The sequence below is a fragment of the Lichenicoccus sp. genome (genome assembly GCF_965276875.1).
Classification (GTDB): Bacteria; Pseudomonadota; Alphaproteobacteria; order Acetobacterales; family Acetobacteraceae; genus Lichenicoccus.
The window spans coordinates 2734511-2755655 of the sequence record NZ_OZ255701.1 but is presented as its reverse complement, the minus strand read 5'-3'; the positions used below and the strand labels follow the sequence as shown (position 1 = coordinate 2755655).

Below are 21145 nucleotides of genomic sequence, written 5' to 3'. Positions count from 1 at the left end.
TAGCGTCAGGCGCGGCCCAGTCTCTCCGCCCCGCCGCCGGTCGCAATGCCTGCGGTCGGATCGTAGCCGTCCGGTTTGCTCGCGATCAGCGTCTGGGTGGTCAGGATGAGGGCGGCGACCGAGGTGGCGTTGCGGATCGCGGTGGCGCCGACCCGCATTGGGTCGATCACGTCGGCCTCCACCAGGTCGCAGAAGCGGCCCGCGCGGGCATCGAAACCGGTGCCATGCGGCGATTGAGCGACCCGTGCGACGATATCCTCCGGCACCAGTCCGCAATTTGCGGCAATGCAGCTCAGCGGTTCCGCGAGCGCATTCTGCAGCAGTTGCGCACCTTGCCGGGCGCTGCCGGAGAGGCGCTCCACCAGCCCGTCCAGCTCCGGCGCGATCTGCAGCATCGCCGTGCCGCCGCCGGCGACGATGCCCTCCTCGACCGCCGCACGCGTCGCGTTGACGGCGTCCTCGATCAGTTGCGCACGACGCTTCTGCTCCACCGGCGTCGCGCCCCCAGCCAGGATGGTGGCCGAGCCTCCCGACAGCTTGGCCAGGCGCTCGTGGTACTTGTCGCGCTCGATGTTCTGCGGCGCCGCGTCGAGTTGCCGGGCCACCTGATGCCGGCGGGCTGCGATCGAGTCCGCGTCGCCGCCGCCGCCGCTGATCACGGTCTGGTTGGCGGATACCCGAATCTGGCGTGCCGAGCCGAGGTCGCGCATCGAAACGTCCGCGATGCGACCACCCAGGTCACGGGCGATCACCCGTCCGCCGGTCGCGATCGCGATATCTTCCAGCATTGCGCGGCGCCAATGGCCGAACTCGGGAGGATGGATCGCGGCCACCGGCGCCTGCTCACGGTCCGGGCGGCCGAGCAGCGCCATGATGCAGGCGGGTGCCACCTCCTCGGCAATGATCAGCAATGGCCGCCTGCTCTCGGCCAGCAACGCATCGATCGCGGCGATGTCGGCGGCCTCGGTCAGCTTGAGGTCGGTCATCAGGATCAGCGGGTTGTGCAGCACCACCTGCATCCGCTCGATGTCGTTGACCATGTGGTGCGACAGGTAGCCGCGGTCGAATGCCATGCCGTCCACGATGTCGAGCACGGTCTCGACGGTGCTGCCGAACTCCACGGTGACGATGCCGGATGCTCCCACCCGTTCGATCGCCTCGGCGACCATGCCACCGGTGGCCACGTCGTTGGCGGCGATCACCGCCACGGCGCGCGCCTGGCTCGCCCCTGACAGCGGACGCGCACTGCGCCGTAGTGCCGCGATGGCCGCGGACGCGGCTTCCTCCAATCCCTGCACCAGTTCGACCGGATTGGCGCCCTGTCCGAGGCAAACCAGCCCCTGCCCCACCATGGCGTCGGCGAGCACGGTCGCGGTGGTGGTGCCGTCGCCGGCGACCTCGTTGGTCTGCTTGGAGACCTCGCGCACCACCTGCGCGCCCATGTTCTCGAACGGGCATTCCAGCTCGATCTCCTGGGCGATGCTCACGCCGTCGCGCGAGATCAGCGGTGTGCCGATCGGCCGGTCGATGATGGCGTTCATGCCCTTCGGACCCAGCGTGCCACGGACCGCCTTCGCCAGCTTCGACACACCGCGGCCCAGCGCCGCCCGTGCCGCCTCGTCATGCAGCATCATCTTGGCCACTATGGGGAACTCCCTTGGTTCGTTCTTGATTTTGTCAGGCGGGTGCGGCGGCGGCCTTCGGTCGATGGTCACGTACGAAGTCAAGCAAGGTGGGTTCGCCGGAGAGTGTGTGATCGGCCTCGCCGTAGCGCGCGGCGAGCAATCCGCGGCAGAGGGCGCCGTTGAATTCGACATTCACCGTCACGCGCCGCAACGCCCGCCGATGCGCGCCGTACGCCTCAACGGCGACCGCGCCGCCGGTCTCGTCGACGAAGGCCCGATCCCCTGGCCCGAACGCTCCCGGCGCATTGCGACGCTCCAGATAGCGGCTGACCAGCGCCCTGCCCTCCGACGCGAACTCGATTGCCATCAACTCGGCAATGCTCATGCCCAGCAGGGTCTCGACCTCGTAGCCGAGCCGGCCCAGATGATCGAGCAACGCCATCTGCCGGCGCTGGAAAGCCTTCATCGCAAAGACCTGCCGCACCTCGTCAAGGTTGCCGTCCGCCTCTTCGGCAAAGGTGTCCTTGAAGGACAGCCCGGTGGCCACCGCCCGATTGATCGTCTCCGCGTACATGTGCTCGCCGAGCTCGATATCGATGCCGGTGACCCAGAGCAGGTCCGCAATCTCCCGGCGCATGTCGTCGGCCATGAGGAAGGCGAAGTTGGCGGCGCACCAATAGGTCGGCAACCGGAACCCCACCCCGACGCGGCCAGCCGCATCGACGGTGACCCCAGTGACGAAGCCGAGCGCCGTGACGGACTCGTCGAGTTCGGGATCGTTCACCAATGCCAACCGGGCCAGCACCTCGCTGACCCGGTCCCCCGTCGATCCGTCGGGCAGCGCGCTCACTCCGCCGCCACGCTCTCTGCGACGCCGAGCTTGCGCTTCTGCGCCTCGACGTCGATGTCGTAGATGCGGGCGGCATTCAGACCGAGGATTTTCTTCTTGGCCGCGCGCGACAGCGAGGTGCCGGTCTCCTTGGCGATGTCTTCGGGCAGTTCGAAGTTCATGAACTTCTCGACGAGCCATTTTGGCGTCCAGATCCCGTAGTCGCTGCCGTAGAGGATTTTGTCCTCGCCGACCCAGAACAGCAGCTCGGAGATGATGTGCGCGAAATAGCCCGGCCGGCTATGGATGAACGGCAACGCCACGGCGAGGCCGGCAAAGACGTTGGTCTCCTGCGTTGCGATCCAGCAGAAATCATCGAGCCGCGGCAGTCCGCAATGCTCGACGATGAAGTTGAGGTTCTGGAAGCTCGACGCCACGTCGTCGATGTCGGCGACGTCGAACGCATCGCGGTTCAGCGGCAGGATTGTCGGGCCCTTATGGACGTGGATGTTCTTGATGCCGAGCTTTTCCGCGGCCTCCAGGTAGCGGTAGCTTGCCTTGTCGGAGAGCTTGTAGCCCTTCGACTCGCCCTTCCATTCCGCCGTGTAGAGCTTCACACCCTTGAGCTTGAACTTCTCGGCCAGCGCGTGCAGCGCCTCCAATCCCTGCTCGCCGTCGCGCGGGTCGAACGCGCCGTTGAGGATGAAGCGATCGGGGTGCTTCTTGACCATCGCTGAATTGCGCTCGGTGGTGTTGAAGCCATTGGTGTAAAAGTCATAGAGGTAGGTCGGCTGGCAGATCGCCATGTCGTCCGGCCCGTCGACGAACAGGTCGTTGTACATCGTCTCGGCGCTATACTTCTCGAACTTTTCCCGCGGCCAAACCTCTTCCGCCGGGCTGAGGTTGCTATGGTAGGCGTAGAAACAGTTGATGAATTCCGCGCCGTGAACGTTCTTCTGGTTCGCCTTGCTGGCATCCCAGAAATGGACGTGTCCGTCGATGATGAAGATGTCTTCGCCGTCTTTTGTGCGATACATTTCTGCTTCCTCGTTTGGCTGGTTCAACTCCGCGACGTCAGATGAATTCCTTCACGTCGTCCATGTTGCCGAACAGGGTGACGGTGTTGTCGTCGATCAACACCATGCGTCCGTAATGGGTCGAGGTCGAGATCTCGAACAGATGTGGCGTGATTTCGCGACCCAGACGCTCGCTGATCTCGTCCATCTTGAAGTCGATTTTGCCATCCCCGTCGATGCGGATCATCGCTGGCATGTAGGTGACACGGATGCCTTCTTTCTCGCCCATGACCTCGGCGATCGCGCGCGCCTCGACGGAATCGTTCATGGTGATGCCGCACTGGTGTGAGACCGTGGTTTCGAACTTTATGTCCTTCATCGACCGGAAGATATTATCTGTGTGGGACATCGCCTGGCTCCTATTGCCTGATTGCTTCAGCTTCCCGCCACCGCCCGGACGTCCAGCCCGATCTCCGAGCCGATCGCGCGCAGACGATGGCGCGAATGTTCGACCGCTTCGACGAACTGCGCGATCTTCACCCGCGGCTGCGACCAGATCGGCTGCAGCTGATGCGCCGCCTCCACGGCAATCTCGCTGTGCGTGCCAAGCCAACCGTTGAACAGCGCGCGGTTGGCCTCCCCATGCTGTTCGTCCTGGATCAGCATCCGGAACAGCTCGATCGTGTTGGCGAGGTTGCGCTCGTAATCGCCTTCCGCCGCGGAGACCACGGCCGGGGTCATGAAGTCGTTCTGCGAGGCCGCCACCTGCATCACAAAGCCGCTGCGGAACAGCTCCCCGACGAGGGGCTCGAAGACGACGTTGGTGGCGAAATACTGTTCGAGATAGTCGCTGCTGCCGCCGATTGTCTCGATCCCCCGCCGCACCCCCTGCCAGACTGGATCGTCGAGCCAGTGCGCCTTGCCGGCATCCTGGTCGAACCCCTCCAGATCCATCCCGATCTCGCCGAGATAGAGCGTCAGATCCTGGGCGAAGCGCAGCTTGTAGGAGGAGTTGGTCAGGATCGCGTTGTTGATCATCTGCGTGTAGCCGTAGCGCTGCGCCTGCATGGTCGCCATGCCGAGACCGAATTCGGCATGCTTCCAGGCGCCGACATGGTCCTGGAGGATCTTCACCCAGGCCTTGTCGAAGCGCTTCACGACGCCGGAGCGACGCCCGTTCTCGACCACGTTGGCGATCATGCCGACGATCGTGGACTGACGCTGATAATGCGTGCGCTCCCACTCCTGGTCGATCGCGCGGAACTTGTGCCAGTCGGAGCTTTTCGCCGCGGTCCAGCTCTCCGAATAAGTCGGGGTTCCATCAGCGAAGGAGATGATCCAGTCCTGCAGCAGATAGCGTTTCGGGTCCGGCTGCACGTCGAGCGTCATGTCCTCGTAGTGCGACGCCTTGCGGCCCTTCGGCTCGAAATAGTTGAACCTGCGGCTGTTCGAGCCGGCGAACGTCGCAGCCCCGGCGGCTCCTGACTTCGCGGACGCCTCCGGACGGATCGTCTCTTGCGTTGTGCTCATCGTCGCTTCCTACGGTTTTCTTGTTGAACTAGCGTGTCGCGGTCGTGAACTTGTCGAAATAGATCCGCTCGGGCTCGACACCCGCCATCTGCAACACCGGCAACACGGCATCGATCATCGGTGGCGGCCCGCAGGAGTAGGCGTCGATGTCGCCGCTGAAATCCTCCGCGCGCAGCGTGTTTCCGACCACCTCGTGGATGAAACCCCGGGCGCCGTGCCACGCATCGTCATCCGAAGGGTGCGACAAGGCGGGGATGAAGCGGAAATCGGGCAGGCGCGCTTCGAGATCGGCGAAGCGGTCCAGGAAGAACAGATCGCGACGGCCACGGGCACCGTAGAAGAACCGTATCGGCCGCGCCTCGCCACTGGCGATATGGTCGCGCAGGATCGACCAGAGCGGCGACATGCCCGAGCCGCCGCCGATCAGCACCATCGGACCCGATCGCGCTTCGCGCCTGAAGCACGTGCCGAACGGCCCCTTGGCGGTAATCGCCTCGCCCGGCGCGAGCGTGCCGTCCAGCAATGCCGAAAAGGCGCCTCCTTCATAGAGCTTGATGATGAATTCGAGCCTGGTGCCGCCGCTCGGCGGGTTCGCCATCGAGTAGGCGCGGGTGACGCCGTGGCCGGGGATCGAGAGGTCCACATACTGACCCGCCCAGAAGCGCAAGGGTGCCTCGAGTTCGACGCTGAGCAGCCGGATGTCGTGGGTCAGAGCTTCGACGGCGACCACCGTGCCGGGATAGGTCTTGACCGCAATCGAGCGGCTCATCAGGTCTTCGTCGTAGTTCAGCAGCTCCACCGTAATGTCGCTGTAGGCCAGCGTCCGGCAGAGCAGGATATGGTCGGTGTCGCGCTCAGTGTCCGACAGCGCGAAGGTCGAGTATTTCAGCAGCTCGATATCGCCCTCGACCAACAGCGATTTGCAACTGGCGCACTGGCCTTCCTTGCAGCCATGCATCACCGAGATGCCCTGCCGGAAGGCCGCATTCAGCACCGTCTCGCCTTCATGAACGTCCATCTCTACGCCGACGGGCTCGAAGCGGACAATGAAGCCTGTGTTGTCGGCCATTCGGCCTGTCTCCCCGTTCGGCAAGACTGTCCGGGGGCCGGCTTGGTGCCGACCCCCGTTCAAGGTGGGCTAGTTCGGGTCGGTCACGGTGAAGCCGGCCCGGTAGCTGGCGAGTGCCTGCTCACGCGCCTCCGGGGTCATCTCCCGCAGGGTGCGCAACGGACTTGCCAGGGTGTTGCCGCGCACATGGTCCAGTCGCCACATCTTGCTGTCGTCGAAATGCAGATGCGGTTGCGGCGTCAGCGTCTGGCCGTCATTGCGCACGAAGCCGAGATCGACGAGCGCGTCGGCAAGATCCCAGCCGTGGTAGCAATCCTCCCACTCGCGCCGACCGCTGAAGCGGCCCATCGCGGGAGTCGGGCGCCCCTCATATTCCGCCGAGAACGCCGTCTTGTGCGTCCAGCGGCAGATCTCCGAGCAGTAGGTATAGAGTTTGCCGTCGACGGTGTCGGTCTTGATGTCCTCACGGATCAGGCAGGGCACCATGCAGGACCAGCAGCGATGCGGATAGACGTAGCCGACATCCTGGTTGAACAGGATGTTCTGCTCGCCCGGCAGGCTCAGTTTCGCATACCACTTCCAGTAGTTGCCGAACTCGGCATACCAGCCTGGATATTTGTGCTCGAACCATTCGAAATCGCGCTCGGTCTGCGCTTCCTGGCGCCAGAACGCCACCGGCCAGCCGACCGAGAAGAACTGCGCCGTCTTATGGACGTAGTTCTTCTTGACGATCCGGTCCCATGCCGCGTTGACGTCGTCATGATGGATCTTGATGCCGTATTTCTCGAGTGGCAGCATGTAGGTACGATAATAGTCCTCGTAGATCCAGCGATGCCACAGCTCGGCGTAGGACTCCTTGGTCTTGTCGCGATTGGTGGTGCCGTACTCGACGATGGTGCCCACCGCGGCATCAACGATCGCATGATTCTGCCAGAACGCATATTTCAGATCCCGCTCGATGAGTTGGTGGTTGTCGGGATCGTTGATGATCGACATCAGCATCGAATGGCCGTTGCCGATATGGCGGCTCTCGTCGGACTGCACAGACAGGAACACCGTCGGCAACGCATAGTCGCCGTTGCGCGCAGCCTCGGATGGCATCGCCACGAACAGCGTGTTGGTGAACGCGGTCTCGGCGACGACGGTCAGATAGATGTTCGCCGACGTGATCGCATCGCCGGTGACGAAGCCCTCGGCGAATTGCCGGCCGATGGTGGTGGCGTAGCACTTGCCGAACGCCGCCTCGGTGATGTCGAACCCGGCCGGGTCGATGTAGTTTTCCATGTACCATTTCTTGAGGTTCATCTGGATGGTCGAGTGGCGGAACTCGTCCACCATCTGCATCGTGAACCCCGTGCGAAGCTCCTCTCCGGGTGCCAGGCGCGCGACCATCGCCATCGAACGCGCAGCCGAGATCTCAGGGAATGGAATGATCGCCAGGAACAATTTCATCCATTCCACCCAGCGCGGCTCGACATTGCGGAACATGTCGCCACGCAGGGCCGCGTCGAGGGCGCCGTAGACGCGGTTGTCCTTTTCTTCCTGCATCGGGAAATACGAGCGCAGGACCTGCTTCATCGGATCGCGCGGCGCCTTCTTGATCTTGTAGTCGGTCGGAAACGTCATCGCTTCCTGGACGTAGCTCGGGGTCCAGCCGAGGTCGGCTGTGCGCCGGGCGGCTTCGGCGATACTCATTCCTTTCTGGCTGGTAATCCTGGTCAAAGAAAGGGTCTCGGACATCATGGAGCTCCTTTTGATTGTTATACACGCCGCTTCGCGAGGGGGAGGGCTGCTGCTCGACGGCGTGCGTCAGAATTAACGCATATCGTATGCCACATCAGGAGAAAATGGAAATCCACGGGCCTTGCTCGCGGCGCAACGCCGCCCAGAAAATTGCTGTGACGTACCATGTCCTGTTTTGGGACACCGCGCGCGAATACTGTCCTGGCCTGCGACATCACTGCATCGTCTCCGAACCGGGCCGGCGACCGACCGGCTTGCCTTCGGCGATGAATCGCGCCGCCAGCACCAGCGTACCCATCGTAAAATCCTTGCCGTGCGCCGCGATCATCTCCTCTGAGAGTTGGCCGAGCCGCTCGAAGAACCGATCCTTCGACAAGGTCTCGTCGGTCATGGCGCGCTGCTCCGCTGTCCGGAATGAGAGGTCGGCAGGCGAAACAGCAGCAGCGGCAGCGCCACCAGCGCGGCCTCGCCGCTCTGCGTGCCGATCGCAAGACGCAAGCCATCCGACGACCAGGACAACGCCGTCACAGAGCCCCCGCCCGAGCCTCTTACGAACAGCACGTCATCGCTGCCCGGCTGGCAGAGCAGCACCGCGCCATTGTGGTAGCCGGCGGCGATCAACGGATGCGTGGGATGGTAGGCGACCTGACAGACCGGCAGCCGGCTGCTCGGCAGGCCACACTCGACCGGCATGCTCCCCGCGACCGGCGGATCGAACGCCCAGCATACCACGCGCGGACTGCCGCTGGTCGCCAGGGTCCCGCCGCCGGCGGAGAACGCCAGCGAGCGCGGCTGCCCGGGATAGCCGCCCATCTCGATGTCGCCGCCCGCCTTGCCGTTCAAGCCGTCCGGCACATCCGCCAGGCGCCAGCCATGCAGCGCGTTCTCCTGCAGGCCGCAGACGATGATCGAGCCGTCCGGGCTCCAGGCCAGCGACAGCGGGCATCCCGGCGTCGCCAGCCGCACTGGCGGCGCGTCCTCGGACCACAGCGTGACCCCGTGATAGTGCGCCATGGCGAGGCGGGTTCCGGTGGCATCGAAGGCCAGCGCGGTGACCAGCGCCGGCAGCTCCACTTGCCGCGCGCCCGCACCCGACAAGTGCACCGTGCGACCGATCGAGGCCGCGTTCCATCCGGCGCTGCCGGCGGCAACCAGATCGACCCAGCGCCCGGGATGGCACTCGCGGGCGGCGCTGTCGCCCTGTGTCGTGGTCACCGCCAGCGCGCCGTCGTCGCCGCCGCTGAGGAAACCGCCATCGGCCAGCGCCGCAATCGACAGGCAGGCCCCGTCATGCACGCGGCTGCGCACCATCGGCGGCGGCGGCGACGCACCTTGTGTCAGCCGGGTGCCCCCCTCGACCGGCTCGAGCCGCGGCGCACCGTCCCATTCGGCGCGGCCGAGGGCCAGCGACCCGTCGCCGAGCCCGAAGCCCGCGACATCGCCGTCCCAGGCGACACCCACGACCGGCGCGCCGAGGGCCCAGCTCGCACCCAGCACATCGAGCAAGGGCGGTGCCGGGGCGGCTGGGGGCCTCATGGCTCCGCCTCGCAGGTCCGCAGGCCAGCCAGCAGGTCGTCGCGGTCGAGATGGCGGCCGATGAACACCAGCCGACTGTCGCGCGTCTCCTCCGCAGTCCAAGGTCGGGTGAGCTCGGTGTCCATCATCATATGGATGCCCTGGAAGACCAGGCGCTGCTCGGACCCAGCCAGATCCACGATGCCTTTGGCACGCAGCAGATCCTGTCCCTGTTCCACCACGAGACGCTGCAGCCACGCCATGAAGCGGCTGCGCTCCAGCGGACGGTCGAGCCGGATGCTGACGCAGTCGATGTCGTTTGCGTGGCCGTGATCATGGCCGTTGGCGTCGATGGCGAGGCGCGAGAGATCAAAGGCGTGGCGGTCCATCACCGACGCGAGGGCCACCCCCGCCCGCACGCCGTGCAGCAGCCGCGCCGACGGATTGGCGCTGCGGATCGCCTCCTGCGTTGCAGCCAGGCCTGCCGCGTCCACCAGGTCGGTCTTGTTGAGCAGGATGGTGTCGGCCAACGCCACCTGCTCGGCGGCCTCACGGCTTTCTTTCAGGCTCGTCTCAAAATGCCGGGCATCCGCCACACAGACGATGCTGTCGAGCCGGAATTGCTGGCGCACGATGTCGTCGGCAAAGAAGCTCTGGGCGACCGGCGCCGGGTCGGCGAGGCCCGAGGTCTCGATCAGGATCGCGTCGAAACGGCCGCTCCGCTTGGCCAGGCCTCCCAGCGCGCGCAGCAGGTCGCCACGCACCTTGCAGCAGACGCAGCCATTGTTCAGCTCCAGCACTTCCTCCTCGGCGCCGACCACCAGCCCGCCATCGATGCCGAGTTCGCCATACTCGTTGACGATCACGGCGTAGCATCGCCCATGCGCCTCGGACAGAATACGGTTGAGCAACGTCGTCTTGCCGGCGCCGAGGAAGCCGGTGAGCACGGTAACCGGCGCCCTCGCCGGCAAGGGGGTCATGGGATCAGCACCGCGCGCCCCTTGATCCTGCCGTGGTGCAGATCCTTCAGCGCCTGGTTGGCATCCTCGAGACGGTACTCGCGGGTTGCGAGATTGACGAGGCCACGGTCGGCCAGCGCCATCAGCTCCACCAGTTCGGGATAGGTGCCGACAAGATTGCCGACGATGGTCTTCTCGGCGGTGATCATGTCGATGGTCGGCAGCTCGATCTTCCCGCCGTAGCCTACGATGTAATAAACGCCGCCGTTGCGGGTCATGGTCAGGCCCTTGGCCACCGCGTCGCCCTCGCCGACGAAGTCGATGACCGCTTCGGCGCCGTTGCCGTGGGTCAGTTCCATCACCGCGGCGACCTCGTGGCCGTCGCCCTTGACCTGGTGGTGGGCGCCGCATTCTTTGGCCAGCGCCAACGCCGTGTCCGAGCGGTCGATGACGATGATTTCCGCGGCGCACAGCGCGGCCAGCACCTGGATGCCGATATGCCCAAGGCCGCCGGCGCCGATGACCACCGCACACTGCCCGGGCAGCAGATGGCGCGACGCCTTCTTGCAGGCGCGATAGGCGGTAAGACCCGCATCGGTGTAGGGGGCGACATCCTTGGGCGCGAGCGTCTTCGGCAGCTTGATCAGCGACCTCTCACCGGTCAGCAGATATTGCGCGTAGCCGCCATTCGCATTGATCCCCGGGAACCGGCTGTCGGTCGCGTGCATGTCGTCGCCGCGTCGGCAGGCGAGGCAGTGGCCGCTGGTCACCAGCGGGTGACAGATCACCGGGTCGCCGACCTTGACACTCTCGACCCCGCGTCCGATCGCCTCCACCCAGCCGGCGTTCTCGTGGCCCATGATGTAGGGCAGGGCAACCTCGACCTTGCTGCGCCAGATGCCCTCGACGATATGCAGATCGGTGCGGCAGACGCCGGCGCCCGCGATGCGCACAATGATATCGCTGGATCGTTCGATCTTCGGATCCGGGACGTCGCCGTAGCGGACGAAGTCCGCGCCGGTCAGTGTTTCGTCGTAATGGTCGAGTACGGCGGCTTTCATCTGGCATTTCCCTCATCGGCCGACGGGTTAGGATCCGGTCGTTCAGAACGGTGCACGCAACCGCTGTGCCAGAAGGAAAGCGCGCATTTTCAACGCGTGGTCCGGGTCGCGCTGTTCCACGGCGCAACACCCGTAACGCCAGCGCTGTACCGGAACGAAACAGCGTGGTTTCCCTGGAGGGGGCTTGGGCGCAACACCGGATCGGGTCTAAGCTCGCTTCCCCCTTGCATTGGCTCAAAACCGCGGGAGGCAAAAACAAGATGGTGGAGGACAATGTGCTGAACCCGGCAGACCCGCGCTCGGCCCAGGCGGTTGCCGAACGCCTGGGACGCGCCCGACTGCTGCTGGAGCGATCCGGCGTGGCACAGCTCGATCTGCTGCCGCCGGACATCTTCGCCAGCTGGCAGCGCTGCCTCGACGCGGGACTCGAACCGCACAAGCCCAAGCCGCTGGTCGAAATCTCCGCGCCCGAACTCGCCGCCGCGCGCCAGCGCGCCGACTTGGTTCGCCGCTTGGCGCTGGCGGAAATGCGCGCACTCTACAGCCAGATCGCCGGATCCAACTTCCTGATCGCCTTTGCCGATGCGAACGGCGTCCTGCTCGATACGATCGCCGACCCGAGCTTCCGTGCCGCGGCGCGGACCGCGAATATCCAGCCGGGCACGCTCTGGACCGAGCAGATCTGCGGCACCAATGCGCTGGGTACCGTCGCGCGTTCGGGACGGCCGCTGACGGTGCATGGCGGCGAGCATTTCTTCGCCCGGCACGGCAGCCTGACCTGCACGGCGGCGCCGATCTTCGGGCCGGACGGCACCCTGAACGGAGTGCTGGACGCCTCGTCGCATAGCGGCTCGCGCCAGCAGCATACCCGCGCGCTGGTTCGCATGGCGGCGACAGGGATCGAGAACGGCCTGTTCCGGCACCATCACCAGGGCCACCTGATCGTCGCATTCCACCATCGCGGCGAATATCTGCACACCCTCAGCGCCGGGCTGCTCGCACTCGCGCCCGACGGAACACTGCTTGGCGCGAACGCACAGGCGTCGCTCCTGCTTCAGGGCCTGCCGACTTCGCCGGGACGACATTTCGATGACCTGTTCCGCACCCGCTTCGAGACGGTCATCCTGCGCGTCCAAGCCCACGAGCGTCTCAACCTGGAGGATCGTGTCGGCAGCGCCGTCGTCGCCACCATCGAGAACCTGCCGCAGCATGCGAGGGCAGCGCGATTGCCCCGGCCAACCCCCGTGCCGGCCGTCCCTGAAGCCGCCTTCGTTGCCGAAGACCCCGCGATCGTGGCACTCCTCCGAGTGATCACCGCGGGCGCCCGTCGCCGGCTGCCGATCCTGATCCGCGGCGAGACCGGAACCGGCAAGGAGCAGCTCGCGCGCTTTGCCCACCAGGCGAGCGGCAGGCAGGGCGCCTTCGTGCCGGTGAACTGCGCCGCCTTGTCCGACACGCTGATCGAGGCGGAGCTGTTCGGCCATGCCGAAGGCGCGTTCACCGGGGCGCGGCGCGGCGGTGCGCGCGGCCTGGTGTGCGAAGCCGACGGCGGCACGCTGTTCCTGGACGAAATCGGCGATATGCCGCTCACGCTGCAGGCCACGTTGCTGCGTCTGCTCGACGACTGGATGGTGCGCCCGGTGGGTGGCGGCCGCACGCGACAGGTGAACGTTCTGCTGATCGCGGCAACCAATGCGCCACTGGAGGAAGCCATCCAGAGCGGACGCTTCAGAGCGGACCTGTATTACCGCTTGAACGGCGTCGACCTGGCCCTGCCTGCGCTGCGCGACCGGCAGGATTTCGCGGCGATCGCTTGTCGGCTGCTGTCGGACATCGCGCCCGCAAGCACGCTGAGCGATGCCGCCATACTGCGCCTCTCGCGCGGGTCCTGGCCCGGCAACATTCGCGAACTCCGCAGCATCCTGTTGCGCCTGACCTTGACCGACCCCGGGCGTCGCATCGATCTTGCCGCCGTCGAGAGCCTGCTCGGCGACCAGACACCGTCCAAGCCGGCCGCCGATCCAGGCCTGCGCGGGATCATGCGCGCCAGGATTATCGCAGCACACCGTGACGCGGGCGGCAATCTCAGCGAGACCGCCCGCCGGCTCGGTGTGTCGCGCAACACGATCTACCGGGCGATCCAGGGATGTGCTGCAGCCAGCAGGGCAGTCTAGTGGTCCGATCCCGACGCCTGGTTCTCGATCGTCGGGTGAATCGGCCCACCAAATCGACGGCTAATGTCGGGAGACCGCAGGCTCGGACATCGGAGCGAGCCAATCGGTTTCCCGCACGACGACGGCTTTGAGCATGTCCAGCAATCCATGGCCCGCCGAGGTCTGTCCGGAAAAAGCGCTGGCAAGCGTGACGCCGGCAAGCGCGCCGTCGCCCTTGGTGCCGGCAAAGGCCATCGACCAATCCGGGAAGTCGCGTGACGCGATCGGTCCGGCCTGGAGCACGGTGACCTCGCTATGGCGGCCATCGCATTGGATGCGCTCGAACGCGTCCTCGACCGCGTCCATCGGACCTTCCAGCACCTGCGCGAAACAGCCGGCGCTGAACAGCAGACCGCCGGTGACGCCGGCGCGCAGGTTGTTACGACGGGATACGTCGAGGATGCTTTGCACCTCGGCAGCGACGATGTCGGACGAACCAGGAATGAAGTTCCGGCTGCAATAAAGAACGCGGTAGAACTGGGTCATGGCGGCCTGCTTTCTCTCAGGGAATTGACATTACGTGATAAGGGCGATGGTTGGCGAAGTCGGCGAGCAGCCTGTCGATCTGCTGCGCCGGCAGCGGGCGGCTGAACAGGTAGCCCTGCACCGAGGTGCATCCCTCGGTGCGGATGCGGTTGAGCTGTTCGGTGGTCTCCACACCTTCCGCGATCGTGGACATGCCGAGGCTGACACCCAATGCGGTGATCGCCCGGATGATCGCGTTCTGACTGGCCGTGTCTCCACGGTCCTTGACGAAGGAGCGGTCGATCTTGATCTTGTCGAACGGAAAGCTGTGCAATTGGCTGAGCGAGGAGTAGCCAGTGCCGAAATCGTCCATTGCCACGCTGACTTGCATGGCCCGGAGCTGATGCAGCGCTTGCAGTACGGCACTTTGATTACCAAGCAGCACGCTCTCGGTGATTTCGATTTCGAGCCGGTTTCCGGGCAGGCCGGAGTTCGCGAGGGCCTTGCTGACGCTGTTAAGTAGTCGAGCGGGATCCTCGAACTGGCGCGGCGAGACATTAACCGCGACGGATACATGGTGCGGCCAGCGCTTCGCCTGGCTGCAGGCCTGTCGCAGCACCCATTCTCCGAGGGGAACGATAAGTCCGATCTCCTCGGCGAGCGGAATGAAGTCAGCCGGCGAGATCATGCCGCGCGCCGGATGGTGCCAGCGGAGCAGGGCCTCGAAGCCGACCACGACGTGCCGTTCGAGATCGATCTGTGGCTGATAGTGAAGCTCGAACTCGCCCAATGCCAGCGCCTTGCGGAGGTCGATCTCTAGGGCGCGTCTGGCGGATGCGCGTTCGTCCATCTCGGCCTTAAAGAAGCTGTAGGTGCTGCGGCCGGAGTTCTTGGCGTGGTACAAGGCGAGATCGGCGTTGCGCATGAGCTGCCTGTGTTCGCGCCCGTCGTTCGGCGCGCGCGCGATTCCGATGCTGACGCCTATATTTACCAGATGTCCCTCGACGAGATAGGGCCGGCCCACCAGCTCCACGATACGCGTGGCCAGGACCGCGAGATGGTCGTCTCCGGGCGAGGGAGAGACCAACAGGCCGAACTCGTCGCCTCCCAGCCGTGACAACACGTCGCTCGATCGTAACAACGAACGCAGGCGCTTGGCCACAAGCCGCAGCAGCCCGTCGCCGACGGCATGACCGAGCGTATCGTTGATGATCTTAAATCGATCGAGATCGAGTAGAAGCAGGGCGGCATGGCCATCTGGCCCAGCTGCCGTCAGATCGTGGACCAAACGGTTTTCAAAAAGCTGACGGTTCGGCAGGCCGGTCAACGGGTCGCACATCGCCTGTTCGATCGCGCTCGTCTCCGCTGCCCGCTTGGCGGTGACCTCCTCGAACGCGGCCACCCAGTATCCGTCGTCGAGAGCTGAGACATGCATGGTGAACAGCCGGGCGTTGCTGCCGCTCACCAGCGAGGCCGAGCTCCAGTGTTCCCCCGCATGCTCCGTTGCGGCAAGGCAGGCCTCATGCACAGCCTGTACGCTGGTATCGTCCAGTGCGGCACTGCCGTCGAGCAAATCCGCGACTGAGCTGGCGCGGGCACTCATTGCTGGCTGGATGTCGAGAACGCTCGTCAGGCGTTCGTTGACGAAAAGCACCGCCAGCGCCTTGTTGAAGGTCAGTATTCCGACGCCGATGCCGTTGAGAACGGCGCGTAGGTGCGGGGTCGTGCAGCGTCGCCGCTCCCGGTCTGTTGGTTGCCGGGTCATATCAGGATGAGAGGAAAGCACCGCCGCTCCAGCGCAGATGAACATACCAGACGCTGCACATGGGCGAGTGCCCCGGCAGGCGTCTTCGATAATCATGACGCGGCTTGGTTTCGCTTCGGTTAATACGCCGAGGGTAGACGGAGGCACGCAAAAAAGGCGGCCCCATCACTGGGACCGCCTCTGTGTCGGGACCGGTAGGTTTCGATCAGTCGTTGGTCTGGTTGCGGCGACGGATCGCTGCACCCAGGATATCGCCGAGCGAGGCGCCGCTATCGGACGAGCCGTATTCGTTGATCGCGGCCTTGTCCTCTTCCATTTCGCGGCCCTTGATAGTCAGCGACAGCTTGCGCGCGGCGCGGTCAACCGAGATCACCTTTGCGTCGACACGCTCGCCGACGGCGAAACGCTCCGGACGTTGCTCGGCTTTGTCGCGGGATAGTTCAGCGCGCCGGATGAAGCCGCTGAGCACCTCGTCCACCTTCACTTCGATGCCGTTGGCCTGCACTTGAGTGACCACGCAGGTCACCACCGCGCCCTTGGCGACGCGCGAGAGCGTGTCGGCGGCGGGATCGTCATGCAGTTGCTTGATGCCGAGCGAGATGCGCTCCTTCTCGACGTCGATATCGAGCACCCGGGCCTGCACGGTCTGGCCCTTGCTGTAGGGTGTCATCGCCGCCTCGCCGGCCTCGTCCCAGGAGATGTCGGACATGTGCACCATGCCGTCGATATCGGCGGACAGCCCGACGAACAGGCCGAACTCGGTGATGTTGCGGATTTCGCCCTCAACGTTCGAACCGACCTTGTGCTCCTCGGCAAACAGCTCCCACGGATTGCGCTGCACCTGCTTGAGGCCGAGCGAAATCCGACGCTTGGCGCTGTCGACGTCGAGCACCATGACGTCGACTTCCTGGGAAGTGGCGACGATCTTGCCGGGATGGACGTTTTTCTTGGTCCACGACATCTCCGAGACGTGCACCAGCCCCTCGACACCCGGCTCGAGTTCGACGAAGGCGCCGTAGTCGGTGATGTTGGTGACGCGGCCGCTGTAGCGGGCGCCGGGCGGATACTTCATCGCCACACCTTCCCACGGATCGGCCTCGAGCTGCTTCATGCCAAGGCTGATGCGCTGGGTCTCGGAGTTGAAGCGGATCACCTGGACCCGCACGCTCTGTCCGATCTGCAGCGCCTCTGAGGGATGGTTGATCCGCTTCCAGGCGATGTCGGTGACGTGCAGCAAGCCGTCAACGCCGCCGAGATCGACGAAGGCGCCGTAGTCGGTGATGTTTTTCACGACGCCGTCGAGGATCATGCCCTCCTTGAGGCCCTGGATCAGCTCGCTGCGCTGCTCCGCGCGGGTTTCTTCCAGCACGGCGCGACGGGAGACCACGATGTTGCCGCGGGCGCGGTCCATCTTGAGGATCTGGAACGGCTGCGGCGTGCCCATCAGCGGGCCGACGTCGCGAACCGGGCGGATGTCGACCTGGCTGCCGGGAAGGAAGGCCATGGCGCCGCCGAGATCGACGGTAAAGCCACCCTTGACCCTTCCATAGATGGTGCCGTTAACCCGCTGGTTGCCCTCAAAGGCGCGCTCCAGGTTGGTCCAGGCCTCCTCGCGTCGCGCCTTCTCGCGCGATAGCACGATGGAACCGTCGCGATCCTCGTAGCGCTCGACATAGAGCTCGATGGAATCCCCCGGCTTGACCTCCAGGGGAGCGCCGGGGATGCCGAACTCCTTGAGCGCGACGCGGCCCTCGCTCTTCAGGCCGACATCGACGATGGCGAACTCGTCGGTCAGGCGCAGGACACGCCCGGTGACGACGGAGCCGTCAAAACCGGTATCGCGGCCAAGGGTCTCGTCGAGGAGAGAAGCAAAATCGTCACCGGCGAAATGGTCGTCGGGTAGGCGTGCGAGTGAGGCTGAAGCCATGTGGTCGAATACTTCCTGTGTCGGACGCCTGAGCGCGAGGCCCGGCGGACAGTCCTGCGCTCTGCCCACCCGCGCTCAGGCGATCGGCAGCACGTCTGGCACTCGCGGCATGAACCGGACCCCTGCCCGGTGCCGTTAGAGGCTTGTTTGCGTGGGCTTAAGACACCCGGGAGGGCAAATTGTCAAGGTCCAACCGTCCGTCTGGCGGTGCGGGTCAGATATGCCCGGACGAACCTCGCAGCGTGTTCCAGCGGCTCGTGACCGCGGCCAGGGCATGTTCGGCCTGAGCGAGACCGGCGCGGGCGTCCGGGCTTGGCGCGGCATCCGCACCGTCGATTGCTTGCGCCAGCGAGGCAAGGCGATCGGCGATTTCGGGCAACCCGTCCGGGGCAGGCGGATGCGCTTGCGAGCCGGTGGTGGACGGGTCGATCAAGGCGGTCAGTGCGGCTTTGGTCTGCGTCGAGACAGTGCGGGCACGCAGTGCTGCGGCGTCGCGCAGGATGATTCGGACCGCAATGCGGTCGGCCTGTATTTTGCGGGCCAACGCGAACTCCTGCTGGAACGCCTCAGGTGCCACGTGGAGGCGCGGGTCGGGGACGACCTGCAGCTTCTGGCGGAGCGTATGGCCGTCAACCGTGAGGGCCACGATGTAGGTGCCGGTGGTGGCCCAGACCGGCTGCGGCGGCGGGTCGCCGCCATGCAGGATCGCCGGCAAGGGGTAGTGGAGATCCCAGACCAGCCGATGGCCGCCTTGTGTCGTGCCGGGACGCCGTGGAACCGGTATCCAGGTAGGGGGAACGGGCGCGGTGGCGAGGTCGGGCCTGAACTTTGGGTCGGCGCTGCTGTAGCGCCGTACCAGCCCGCCATGCAGGTCGAGGATGTCGATCTGCACCGGCGTGTGCGGCGTTTGGCCAAGCATATAGTCGATGATGGCGCCGTCCGGCGGGTTTGGCGCCAGCGGCTCGTCCCTCGGCTTGGGCGTGCCCTCGAACCTTGGCGGGTGGAACCGGATCGCCGGCGCGAGCGGAAACAGCCGCGTCGTGTCGGCGGGCAAGGCGGCGAGTGCCCGCAGGGCTGCGATGTCGTCGAGGATGTAGAAGCCGCGGCCGTGGGTGGCGAGGACGAGATCGTCGCCGTGGATGGTCATGTCCCGCACCGAGGTGCGCGGCAGCCCATTCTGCAGCGGCTGCCAACGGTCGCCGTTATCAAACGAGACATAGGCGCCGCGCTCGGTGCCGGCGAACAGCAGGCCGCGCTGCACTGGGTCCTCGCGGACGACATTGACGGTGGTGAGCCTGTCGCCATCCGGGCCGCCCTGCCTGATGCCGTCGACGATTGGGATCCAGCTGCGGCCGCCGTCGGTGGTGCGTTCGATGAATGGGCGCTGGTCGTCGAGGCGGTGGCGGTCGATGGCGACGAAGGCGACCTTGGTGTCGAAATGCGACGGCTCGATCATCGCGATCTTGGACCAGGCGCTAAGGCCGGCAGGCGTCACGTTGTGCCAGTGCGCGCCATAGTCGGCGGTGGTCCAGACGAGCCCGTCATCGGTGCCGGCCCAGATCAGGTTCGCATCGCGCGGCGAAGGGGCGATGGCATAGACCACGCCGCGACGCGGTCCGAGATCGCGCACATCCTCGGCGGTCGGTGTGTCGAGGGTCGCCGGGACGCCGGGCGCCGTCCGGGTCAGGTCGGGGCTCGCCGGCTGCCAGTGCTTGCCGCCGTCGGTCGAGCGGAACACACGCTGGTTGCCGAAATACAGCGCGTGGTCGGGACCGAACACCAGCGGTAGTGTCCAGGTGCGGCGATAGTCGTCGGGATAGGCCAATGTCGGGTCGACGTCGCGCATCTGACCGGTCTTGAGGTTCAGCCGGTCGACGCGTCCGCCATAGACGATATCGGGATCATCGGGATCCGGCGCGATCTCGTCGCTCTCGCCACCGGCGGCAGTCTCGTGGAATTCGGTCATGTCGATGCCGTCGAACAGGTTGTTCGTACGGCTCGGCACGCCGGCGGCACCGGTGTCCTGCTGCGCGCCGTAGACCATGTAGGGAAAGCGGTTGTCGGTGCTGACGTGATAGAACTGGCCGGTCGGCTGGTTGTACCAGCTGCTCCAGGTCTGGCCGCCATTCAGCGAGACGATCGCGCCCTGGTCGACACCGAGGATGCGTCGCCGGCTGTCGGCGGGATCGATCCAGAGCGTGTGGAAATCGTCGCCGGTGGGATCGCCCTTGAGCGGAATGAAATGCGCACCGCCATCGGTGGAGCGAAGCAGCACCGTGTCGCAGACATAGACGATGTCGGCATCGTGCGGATCGGCGGTGATGCCGGAGAAATACCAGGCGCGTTCCAGGATACGCGGATCGGTGCTGATCCGGCTCCAGGTGGCGCCGGCATCATCGGAACGATAGAGGCCGCCGCCGCGGGCCCCCGGACGCACGTCGATCAGCGCTAACACCCGGTCCGGGCGCGCCGGCGTGGTGGCGATGCCGATGCGGGCCGGCGCGTCGGGCAGGCCGTGGCCGGTCAGGTGGGTCCAGGTGCGGCCGCCATCGGCGGAGCGGTACAGACCGCTGCCCGGGCCGCTGGAGGGCGGATAGACGTTCCAGGGCGGACGGCGTGTCTGCCACAGGGCAGCGTAGACGATGTCGGGATGGCCCGGCGCGAAGGCGAGGTCGATGGCGCCGGTGTCCTGGTCGCGGAAGAGCGTCTTGGTCCAGGTACGGCCGCCGTCGCTGGAGCGAAACACGCCGCGCATGGCGTTGGGGCCGTACGGATGGCCGAGGGCCGCGACCAGGACCACATCGGGGTTGCGGGGATCGACCAGGATACGGCCGATCTGCTGGGTGTCCTTGAGGCCGATGCTGGTCCAGGTGCGTCCCGCATCGGTCGACCGATACAGACCGGTCCCCTGGGCGATGTCGGAGCGCATGTCGGCCTCGCCGGTGCCGACATAGAGCGTGTCCGGCGCCGACTGGGCGACGGCGAGCGCGCCGATCGAGCCGACGGGTGCGGAATCGAAGATCGGCTGCCAGGTCCGTCCGGCATCGTCGGTGCGCCAGACGCCGCCATTCACGGCACCGAAATAAAAGCGGTTGCGGTCGTTTGGGGCGCCGCCGACTGTCAGCACGCGGCCGCCGCGAAACGGGCCGATCGAGCGCCAGCGCAGGGCCTGCAGCATGTCGGGTGGCACCGATGCGACCGGCGTGGCGCTGGCAGGAGCCTTGGGCGGGCGTGAGCCCGCGGGCAGCGCGCTGGCCGCGGCAACGGATGCGGCAGACGCGAACAGCAGGAGGGCCGCGCGGCGCTGGTTCGGCACTGTCATTCTCGACCTCCGTTGGTCTCCTACCCTATCCGCGTCGGTGATCGCCTGGCGATCCCTCTGGCTGGCGGCGCCAAGCCCGCGCTAACAGGCTGCATCCCCGTGACGT

The 21145-nt window shown here is 65.6% G+C and carries 16 protein-coding genes; 1 reads left to right on the top strand and 15 read right to left on the bottom strand.

Translation table 11 applies throughout. From position 1 onward, the window contains the following. Positions 1-5: 5 nt before the first annotated feature. The 11 genes from ACQY4K_RS13405 to ACQY4K_RS13355 all read right to left on the bottom strand — a co-directional run bounded on the left by ACQY4K_RS13405 (position 6) and on the right by ACQY4K_RS13355 (position 11347). Positions 6-1634 carry a molecular chaperone GroEL gene (locus ACQY4K_RS13405; RefSeq protein ID WP_428396124.1) on the bottom strand — a complete coding sequence of 543 codons (1629 nt, stop codon included), beginning with the start codon at positions 1632-1634 and terminating at the stop codon, positions 6-8. A 43-nt stretch (positions 1635-1677) separates the two neighbouring features. Then, positions 1678-2475 carry an iron-sulfur cluster assembly protein gene (locus ACQY4K_RS13400; RefSeq protein ID WP_428390692.1) on the bottom strand — a complete coding sequence of 266 codons (798 nt, stop codon included), beginning with the start codon at positions 2473-2475 and terminating at the stop codon, positions 1678-1680. Continuing rightward, the gene (locus ACQY4K_RS13395) at positions 2472-3491 is read right to left on the bottom strand and encodes an amidohydrolase family protein (protein ID WP_428390691.1); all 1020 of its coding nucleotides are present in this window, start codon (positions 3489-3491) and stop codon (positions 2472-2474) included. Before ACQY4K_RS13395 ends, ACQY4K_RS13400 begins: the two co-directional genes overlap by 4 nt. 37 nt (positions 3492-3528) lie before the next feature. Then, positions 3529-3879 (bottom strand): MmoB/DmpM family protein, encoded by a 351-nt coding sequence (locus tag ACQY4K_RS13390; protein WP_428390690.1) that lies wholly within the window; start codon positions 3877-3879, stop codon positions 3529-3531. 26 nt (positions 3880-3905) lie between these two features. Further along, positions 3906-5000 (bottom strand): aromatic/alkene monooxygenase hydroxylase subunit beta, encoded by a 1095-nt coding sequence (locus ACQY4K_RS13385; protein WP_428390689.1) that lies wholly within the window; start codon positions 4998-5000, stop codon positions 3906-3908. 28 nt (positions 5001-5028) lie between these two features. Next, a complete protein-coding gene (locus tag ACQY4K_RS13380; RefSeq protein ID WP_428390688.1) occupies positions 5029-6069 on the bottom strand; it encodes an NADH:ubiquinone reductase (Na(+)-transporting) subunit F in 1041 nt (346 codons plus the stop codon). Positions 6070-6138: 69 nt separating this feature from the next. Beyond that, positions 6139-7764, bottom strand: a complete 1626-nt coding sequence (locus tag ACQY4K_RS13375; RefSeq protein ID WP_428390686.1) for an aromatic/alkene/methane monooxygenase hydroxylase/oxygenase subunit alpha — start codon at positions 7762-7764, stop codon at positions 6139-6141. Between the two features lie 262 nt (positions 7765-8026). Further along, entirely contained in the window at positions 8027-8203 is a 177-nt protein-coding gene (locus ACQY4K_RS13370; RefSeq protein WP_428390685.1) for a hypothetical protein, read from the bottom strand. Beyond that, complete coding sequence (locus tag ACQY4K_RS13365; RefSeq protein ID WP_428390684.1) at positions 8200-9348, bottom strand: WD40 repeat domain-containing protein; 1149 nt, start codon at positions 9346-9348, stop codon at positions 8200-8202. Before ACQY4K_RS13365 ends, ACQY4K_RS13370 begins: the two co-directional genes overlap by 4 nt. Continuing rightward, the gene (locus ACQY4K_RS13360) at positions 9345-10307 is read right to left on the bottom strand and encodes a CobW family GTP-binding protein (RefSeq protein WP_428390683.1); all 963 of its coding nucleotides are present in this window, start codon (positions 10305-10307) and stop codon (positions 9345-9347) included. The genes ACQY4K_RS13365 and ACQY4K_RS13360 overlap by 4 nt, the downstream gene beginning before the upstream one ends. Then, positions 10304-11347 carry an NAD(P)-dependent alcohol dehydrogenase gene (locus ACQY4K_RS13355; RefSeq protein ID WP_428390682.1) on the bottom strand — a complete coding sequence of 348 codons (1044 nt, stop codon included), beginning with the start codon at positions 11345-11347 and terminating at the stop codon, positions 10304-10306. The genes ACQY4K_RS13360 and ACQY4K_RS13355 overlap by 4 nt, the downstream gene beginning before the upstream one ends. A gap of 260 nt (positions 11348-11607) precedes the next feature. Here ACQY4K_RS13355 and ACQY4K_RS13350 point away from each other — a divergent pair, with 260 nt between their 5' ends. Continuing rightward, on the top strand, positions 11608-13521 hold the full coding sequence (locus ACQY4K_RS13350; protein ID WP_428390681.1) for a sigma-54-dependent Fis family transcriptional regulator: 1914 nt from the start codon (positions 11608-11610) through the stop codon (positions 13519-13521). Positions 13522-13581: 60 nt separating this feature from the next. Here ACQY4K_RS13350 and ACQY4K_RS13345 read toward each other — a convergent pair whose 3' ends face one another. The 4 genes from ACQY4K_RS13345 to ACQY4K_RS13330 all read right to left on the bottom strand — a co-directional run bounded on the left by ACQY4K_RS13345 (position 13582) and on the right by ACQY4K_RS13330 (position 21039). Continuing rightward, a complete protein-coding gene (locus tag ACQY4K_RS13345; protein WP_428390680.1) occupies positions 13582-14046 on the bottom strand; it encodes a BLUF domain-containing protein in 465 nt (154 codons plus the stop codon). Between the two features lie 16 nt (positions 14047-14062). Beyond that, positions 14063-15937: a putative bifunctional diguanylate cyclase/phosphodiesterase gene (locus ACQY4K_RS13340; protein WP_428390679.1), complete on the bottom strand. Its 1875-nt coding sequence runs from the start codon at positions 15935-15937 to the stop codon at positions 14063-14065. Positions 15938-15995: 58 nt separating this feature from the next. After that, positions 15996-17717: a 30S ribosomal protein S1 gene (gene rpsA / locus ACQY4K_RS13335; RefSeq protein WP_428390678.1), complete on the bottom strand. Its 1722-nt coding sequence runs from the start codon at positions 17715-17717 to the stop codon at positions 15996-15998. Positions 17718-17931: 214 nt separating this feature from the next. After that, the gene (locus ACQY4K_RS13330) at positions 17932-21039 is read right to left on the bottom strand and encodes a WD40/YVTN/BNR-like repeat-containing protein (protein WP_428390677.1); all 3108 of its coding nucleotides are present in this window, start codon (positions 21037-21039) and stop codon (positions 17932-17934) included. Between the last annotated feature and the right edge of the window lie 106 nt (positions 21040-21145).